This window comes from Microvirga yunnanensis, from assembly GCF_025460875.1.
The window spans coordinates 128,812-135,692 of sequence record NZ_JAMXFI010000007.1; the positions used below are offsets into that span (position 1 = coordinate 128,812).

The window sequence follows — 6,881 nt, forward strand, 5'->3', positions numbered from 1 at the left end:
CAAGGACACTTGCAAAGGACACTTGGAGGAATCAATGGCTGTTTCCCGTCTCACACTCGGCCTCGCCATCGTTGCCGGCCTAGCCGCCCCGGCCTACGCCAAGGACGTCAAGAACGTCGGCATCTCGGTCGGCCTGCTCGGCAACCCGTTCTTCGTCGCGACCATCAAGGGCATCGAAGCCAAGGCCAAGGAGATCACCCCCGGGGCGAAGATCACGTCCGTGTCGGCGGACTACGACCTGAACAAGCAATTCACCCAGATGGACAACTTCACGGCGGCCGGAACGGACATCGTGATGATCAACGCGGTCGACCCGAAGGCGATCGAGCCGTCGGTGAAGCGCGCCCAGGCGGGCGGCATGGTCGTGGCCGCCTTCGACGTGGCGGCCGCAGGCGCCGACGTCACGGTGATGACGGACAACGTCAAGGCGGGCGAGCTCGCCTGCCAGTACATCGCCGACCATCTCAAGGGCAAGGGTGACGTCCTCATCGTGAACGGCCCGCAGGTCTCGTCGATCACGGATCGCGTGAAGGGCTGCAAGAACGTCTTCGCCAAGTTCCCGGACATCAAGGTTCTCTCGGACAATCAGGACGCCAAGGGCTCCCGTGAGGGCGGCTTCGCCGTCGGCCAGAGCCTGCTGACCCGCTTCCCGAAGATCGACGCCGTGTTCGCGATCAACGATCCGACCGCCATCGGCATCAACCTGGCGGCCAAGCAGCTCAACCGCAACGAGTTCATCATCACGGCGGTCGACGGCGCTCCGGACATCGAGACCGAGCTGAAGTCGGGCAACTCCCTGATCAAGGCTTCGGCCTCGCAGGACCCGTACATCATGGCGGCCCAGTCCTATGAGCTCGCGGTCGGCATCGTGAACGGCAAGAAGCCCGAGAAGAACGTCGTGCTGCTCGAGCCGAAGCTGATCACCGCCGACAACATCAAGGACTACAAGGGCTGGCAGGCCGTCCGCTGATTTCTCTTGACATTCGGCGGCCACGGCGCGAGCCGTGGCCGCCTTTTCCGTTCATGGGCTCTCAGGAGGCATCCCGATGTTGAAGCAGCTGCGCGAGCAGGTCCTGGAGGCCAATCTGGAAGTGGTGCGCCGCGGGCTCGTCCTCTACACGTTCGGCAACGTCAGCGGCATCAGCCGCGAGGACAACCTCGTGGTCATCAAGCCGAGCGGCGTGCCCTACGAGCGCATGAAGGCCGACGACCTCGTCGTTACGGATTTCGACGGCAAGGTCGTCTGGGGCGAGCTGCGCCCCTCTTCGGACCTCGACACCCACATTCATCTCTACAAGGCCTTCCCGCAGATCGGCGGCGTGGTGCATACGCATTCCGAACATGCGGTCGCCTGGGCCCAGGCCTGCCGCCCGATCCCGCCGCTCGGCACCACCCATGCCGATTATTTCTACGGGCCGGTTCCGGTCACCCGGGAGCTGACGGCGGACGAGATCAAGAACGACTATGTCCGCGCCACGGGGGTGGCCATCACGGACGCTTTCGGCAACCGGGACCCCATGGAGGTGCCGGCTGCCCTCGTGGCCGGCCACGGGCCTTTCGCCTGGGGCAGAACGCCGGACGATGCCGTTCACAACGCGGTCGTTCTGGAAGCGGTCGCCCGCATGGCCATGTACACGTTTTCGCTCCAGCCGAACGCGCCCGGGGTCTCCCAGGCGCTCCTCGACCGGCACTATTTCCGCAAGCACGGCGCGACGGCGACCTATGGCCAGGCCGAGAAGTAGCCTCGCAGCCCTGTTACAACCACCAACACTCCGTTTCGGGAGATACAGATGGCCGTCGTAGCCGGTGTCGATTTCGGCACCCTGAGTGTCCGGGTCACCCTCGTCGACGATCGGAAAGGCCCCCTCGGCCTCGCGACGGCCGAGTACCCGCTTCACCGCAGGCGTGAGAACCCCGACTACGCCACCCAGGCCCATGCCGACCACATGGACGCGCTCGCCCGCGCCATGCGCGGCGCTCTCGAGTCGGCCGGCGTGAACGGCGAGGACGTCGCGGCCCTTGCCATCGATACCACCGGGTCCAGCGTGGTCATGGTGGGCGAGGGACTGGAGCCGCTCGACGAATATTACCTCTGGTGCGACCACCGGGCGAAATCCGAGGCCGAGGAGATCACCCGCCTGGCCCATCAGGAGGGCCTCGAAGCCATCCAGTGGTGCGGCGGCGTCTATTCCCACGAATGGGGCTTCTCCAAGCTGCTGCACTGGCTGCGCCACAACCCGGACAAACGCGACAGGCTCGTGACGGCGCTGGAGCATTGCGACATGGTCGCCGCCACCCTGACCGGCGTGACCGATCCCGCTCGCCTGAAGCGCAGCATCTGCGCCATGGGCCACAAATGGATGTGGAACCCGCGCTGGGGCGGCCTGCCGCCGCAGGACTTCCTGTCCAAGGTCGATCCGCTGTTCGACGGCATCCGCGAGAAGCTCGCCGGCGACTACGTCACGTCGGACGTCGTGGCCGGGCACCTGACCCCTGGCTGGGCGGAGCGGCTCGGCCTGAAGCCCGGCATCCCGATTCCCGTCGGAGCCTTCGACGCCCATTGGGACGCCATCGGGGCGGGCTGCCGGGTCGGCGACGTGGTCAACGTGGTCGGCACCTCGACCTGCATCATCGCAATAGCCGAGGATACGAGCCTGATCGAGGGCGTGTGCGGCGTCGTACCGGGCAGCGTCGACCCCAGGCTCGTCGGCATCGAGGCGGGGCTCTCGGCCACGGGCGACATCTTCGAGGCGATCGCCCGGCGGGCCAATACCAACGTCAAGGAGCTGTCGAAAGGCTTGGAGCAGTACCGGGCCGGTCAGACCGGCCTGCTGCGCCTGACCTGGGACAACGGCGACCGGACGGTTCTCGTGAAGGCCGATCTCGGCGGCATCACCCTGGGTTGGAACCTGCTGCACACCGCGCAGGACGAGCTTTTTGCCGCTATCGAAGGCACCGCCTTCCATACGCGCATCATCCTGGAGCGCATGGCCGAGGGCGGGGTCCCGGTCGAGCGGGTCATCAATGCGGGCGGCATCCCGCAGCACAATGCGGTGCTGAACCAGGTTTATGCGAATGTGCTCGGCCGGCCCGTGCTGGTGCCGAACGGCATCCCGACGGGTCTCGGCTCGAGCATCTTCGCGAGCCTCGCGGCCGGATCGCATCCTAATCTCGACAGCGCCCAGGAGGCGATCTGCCTGCCCTTCCGCGCCTTCGAGCCGGACCCGGCAGCCCATGCGATCTACGAGCAGCTCTTCGCCCATTACCGGACCCTCTATTTCGGCTTCGGGGGCGTCTCTGGACCGGTCTCGCTGGATCATATATTGCGCGACCTCAAGCGGATCGCGGCTCTTCCTTCGGAGCCCGTTCCGCCGGATGCCATGCCCGATCCCTGATCGGGCATGGCAGGCGTTCATGACTGTCATCAGGGTATTGTTCGGAGGCTTTTGATGATCCTGGTATGTGGCGAAGCCCTGATCGACCTCTTCATCGGGGCATCCTCTCAGACCGGCTTTCCGGCAGAGGCTGTGGCCGGCGGATCGCCCTTCAATGTGGCCATCGGCATCGGACGGCTCGGGCGTCCGTCGGGCTTCCTGTCCACCCTGTCGGACGACGTGTTCGGCACGTTCCTGGCCGAGAAGCTCGCCGAATCCGGGGTGAGTCCGGACTACATCCAGCGCTGCCCGAACTACACGACGCTGAGCGTCGTGGCGACGGACGGGTCGGGGCAGCCGCAATATTCCTTCTACGCGCCCAACAGTGCCGACCGGGCTCTCACGCCCGAGGCTCTTCCCGCCGAACTGCCGGCGGATGTGAGCGCCATCGCGGCCGGCTCCTATGCCCTCGGCGTCGAGCCGATCGCGAGCGCCATCGAAACCCTGCTCCGCCGGGAGGCCGGGACGCGTGTGATCTCGCTCGATCCGAACGTCCGGCCGCGCGTCGTCGGCGACCTCAAGGCCTATCGCGAGCGCTTCGAGCGCCTGCTCGCCCATGCCGATATCGTGAAGGCGAGCGATGAAGACATCGACATCCTCTACTCGACCCAGGATCTCGCGGGCGCGGCCCGGAATTGGCTCCAGCGCGGCCCCAAGCTCGTCATCGTGACCCGCGGCGAGAAGGGACCTCTGGCGGCCTTCGGCGACAGGATCGCGGAGCGCCCCGCTCCCAGGATCGACGTGGTCGATACGGTCGGTGCCGGCGACACGTTCCACGCCGGTCTTCTCTCCTGGCTCGACGCCAACAACCTGCTCACGCCCGGCGGAATCGCCGGACTGACCGACGCGCAAGTCACGGCAGCCCTCGATTTCGGCGCCGCCGCGGCGGCTATCGTCTGCACCCGCCGCGGTGCCAATCCGCCCTCCTGGGCGGAGGTCGAGCAATTCATGGCGGCCCGCGCCTGATCACAACGGAACCAGTCATGACGATATCCCAGCCCGTCCTCCCTCCCGTCGGCCCGACCTGGCGCTCCAACCGGTTCCACCGGACATGGCTGTTCGAGCAGGCCGACAATCTGTTCGCATTCTTCGAGCGCGGCATCATCAACCCGGCCGGCGGCTTCTTCGATCTCGACGATGCAGGTCAGCCGATCGAGACGGCCAATCCGGTCAGGCAGATCCACAACACCACCCGCATGGTGCATTGCTTCGCCATCGGCACCCTGCTCGGCCGGCCCGGATGCGATGCGATCGTCGATCACGGCATGAACTACCTTTGGAATGCCCATCGCGACGCCCGGGACGGCGGCTATGTCTGGTCACTCGATAACGACGGTCCTCAGGACGACACGAAGCAAGCCTATGGGCATGCGTTCGTGTTGCTGGCGGCCTCGAGCGCCAAGGTCGTCGGTCATCCCCTGGCGGATCGTCTACTCCAGGACATCACCCGGGTTTTCGACGAGCGATTCTGGGAGGAGCAGCACGGCGCCGTGACGGAGGAGTTCTCCCGCGACTGGCAGCCTTTGAGCCAGTACCGGGGCCAGAACTCCAACATGCACCTCACCGAGTCGCTCATGGCGGCCTTCGAGGCGACCGGCGACCGGGCCTATCTCGACAAGGCGGAGCGGATCGCCGGGCTGATCATCGGCCGTCACGCCGCTTCTCTCGGCTATCGTGTCGCCGAGCACTTCCATGCGGATTGGAGCCTGGACAAGGACTATCGCGGGTACGACGTGTTCCGCCCCTACGGCACCACGCCGGGCCACTGGCTCGAATGGGCCCGTCTCGTCCTCCAGCTCTGGACGCTTGGGGGCAGGCGCCATGCCTGGATGCCGGAGGCCGCCCGTGAACTGTTCCGGCAGTCCATCGAGCTCGGATGGGACAACGACAGGGGGGGCTTCTTCTATGCCCTGGACTGGGACGACAAGCCGAGGCTGCCGCAGAAGCTGTGGTGGCCCTGCGCCGAGGCCATAGGCGCGGCCGCCTTCCTGAACGAGCACAGCCCGAGCGACTTCCACGAGCAGTGGTACCGCGCCCTCTGGGGCTTCGCCGATCGCCATCTGATCGACCGGCGCCAGGGCGGATGGCGTCCGGAGCTCACGGAAGACCTGAAGCCGGGAACGACCCTGTTCACCGGCAAGCCCGATCTCTACCACGCCCTGCAGGCCTGCCTGATTCCCCTGTTCCCGGCGACCGGCAGCCTGACCAAGGTCATTCCCGAGAGCAGCGCCGTTTCTCAGCCCTGAGCGAGGTGCCGCTCCAGATCCTCCCGCTGGGGCATTCCCGCCTGGGCGCCGGCCGTCAGGCAGGACAGGGATGCGGCGGCGCACGCCCGCTCCATTGCCCGGCCGGTCTCCAGTCCCTCGGCCAGTCCGTTGGCGAGAACACCCACGAAGGTGTCTCCCGCTCCGGTCGTGTCGACCGGCGTGATCGGGCGTGCCGTCGCATGGGTCCGGGCGCCGTCCGGCGTGACGGCGTAGGCGCCGCGCGCACCAGCCGTGACGATGCAGGTCGGCCCGAACGACCCGGCGATCTCCGATCCGGCCTGGAGGAAATCGTCGCCTGCGCCGTCGCCCACGATGCCGGCGATTGAGAGAGCCTCGTGCTCGTTCACCACAAGCACGTCCGTCACGGCCAGGAGTTCGGCCATGGCCGTGCGCTCCCCGACGGCCGGGACCGGCGCGAAGTTCCAGACCACCTTGACGCCGGCGCGGCGCGCCCGCGCGGCGACGTCGAGATTGTCGGCGATCGGCACTTCCATCTGGAGCACCAGAACGGAGGCCTGCGACAGGAGCGAATCGGACAGATCGGATGAACGCAGCGCCATATTGGCGCCGCTGGCGACCGTGATGGCGTTCTCTCCCGTCTCGTCGACGGTGATGAACGCGCAGCCGGTCGGCTCCTCGGTGACCCTGATCGCGCTGACCTCAACCCCGTTCTTCTCGAGGTTCTTGAGGCAGGCCATCCCGAAGGGATCGTTGCCGACGGCGCCCGCCATGGCGACCGGCATGCCCCCGCGGCGGCCGACCCGGGCTGCCGCGACGGCCTGATTGGCCCCCTTGCCGCCGAAGAAGCTGTCCGCCCGGCGCGACAGGACGGTCTCGCCCGGACGGGCGATGCGCTGAACCCGCGCGACGAGGTCCATGTTGATCGAGCCGAAGATGATGATCATGCCCTAATGCCTTTTTTTCTGGCGCTTTCCTTACCATTCGAAGGGTCGAAATGGCGAGCATCCGCAGCGAAGGACCGCTCCTGACGGGACCCCATCCGAGCCATCCACAGCTATTTCCCCCCTGCACACCACAGAGGGATTATGCCCCGGAACCAAGCAGGCTGCCTCAACATTTGACTCGCAGGTAGGCGTAGCAGCGGTAAACTGTCATCAGAATCAAAGATAGTTTGCCACTGGCAGCTAGAAGAACAGGCTTTGATGGGCAGGCAGGTTGA

6 protein-coding genes are annotated in these 6,881 nt (G+C 66.3%); 5 read left to right on the top strand and 1 reads right to left on the bottom strand.

Features of this window, described 5'->3' with window-relative positions:
- Positions 1-34 precede the first annotated feature (34 nt).
- The 5 genes from NF876_RS05895 (at position 35) to NF876_RS05915 (ending at position 5,680) form a co-directional block, all read left to right on the top strand.
- Positions 35-970 (top strand): ABC transporter substrate-binding protein, encoded by a 936-nt coding sequence (locus tag NF876_RS05895; protein ID WP_262267914.1) that lies wholly within the window; start codon positions 35-37, stop codon positions 968-970.
- Positions 971-1,046: 76 nt separating this feature from the next.
- Positions 1,047-1,742: an L-ribulose-5-phosphate 4-epimerase gene (locus NF876_RS05900; RefSeq protein WP_315975008.1), complete on the top strand. Its 696-nt coding sequence runs from the start codon at positions 1,047-1,049 to the stop codon at positions 1,740-1,742.
- Between the two features lie 48 nt (positions 1,743-1,790).
- Positions 1,791-3,395 carry a ribulokinase gene (locus NF876_RS05905; protein WP_262267915.1) on the top strand — a complete coding sequence of 535 codons (1,605 nt, stop codon included), beginning with the start codon at positions 1,791-1,793 and terminating at the stop codon, positions 3,393-3,395.
- Between the two features lie 54 nt (positions 3,396-3,449).
- Complete coding sequence (locus tag NF876_RS05910) at positions 3,450-4,400, top strand: carbohydrate kinase family protein (RefSeq protein ID WP_262267916.1); 951 nt, start codon at positions 3,450-3,452, stop codon at positions 4,398-4,400.
- Between the two features lie 17 nt (positions 4,401-4,417).
- The gene (locus tag NF876_RS05915; protein WP_262267917.1) at positions 4,418-5,680 is read left to right on the top strand and encodes an AGE family epimerase/isomerase; all 1,263 of its coding nucleotides are present in this window, start codon (positions 4,418-4,420) and stop codon (positions 5,678-5,680) included.
- On the opposite strand, the gene NF876_RS05920 is transcribed toward NF876_RS05915, so the two are convergent.
- The gene (locus NF876_RS05920; RefSeq protein WP_262267918.1) at positions 5,671-6,606 is read right to left on the bottom strand and encodes a ribokinase; all 936 of its coding nucleotides are present in this window, start codon (positions 6,604-6,606) and stop codon (positions 5,671-5,673) included. The two genes, NF876_RS05915 and NF876_RS05920, sit on opposite strands and share 10 nt — an antisense overlap.
- Between the last annotated feature and the right edge of the window lie 275 nt (positions 6,607-6,881).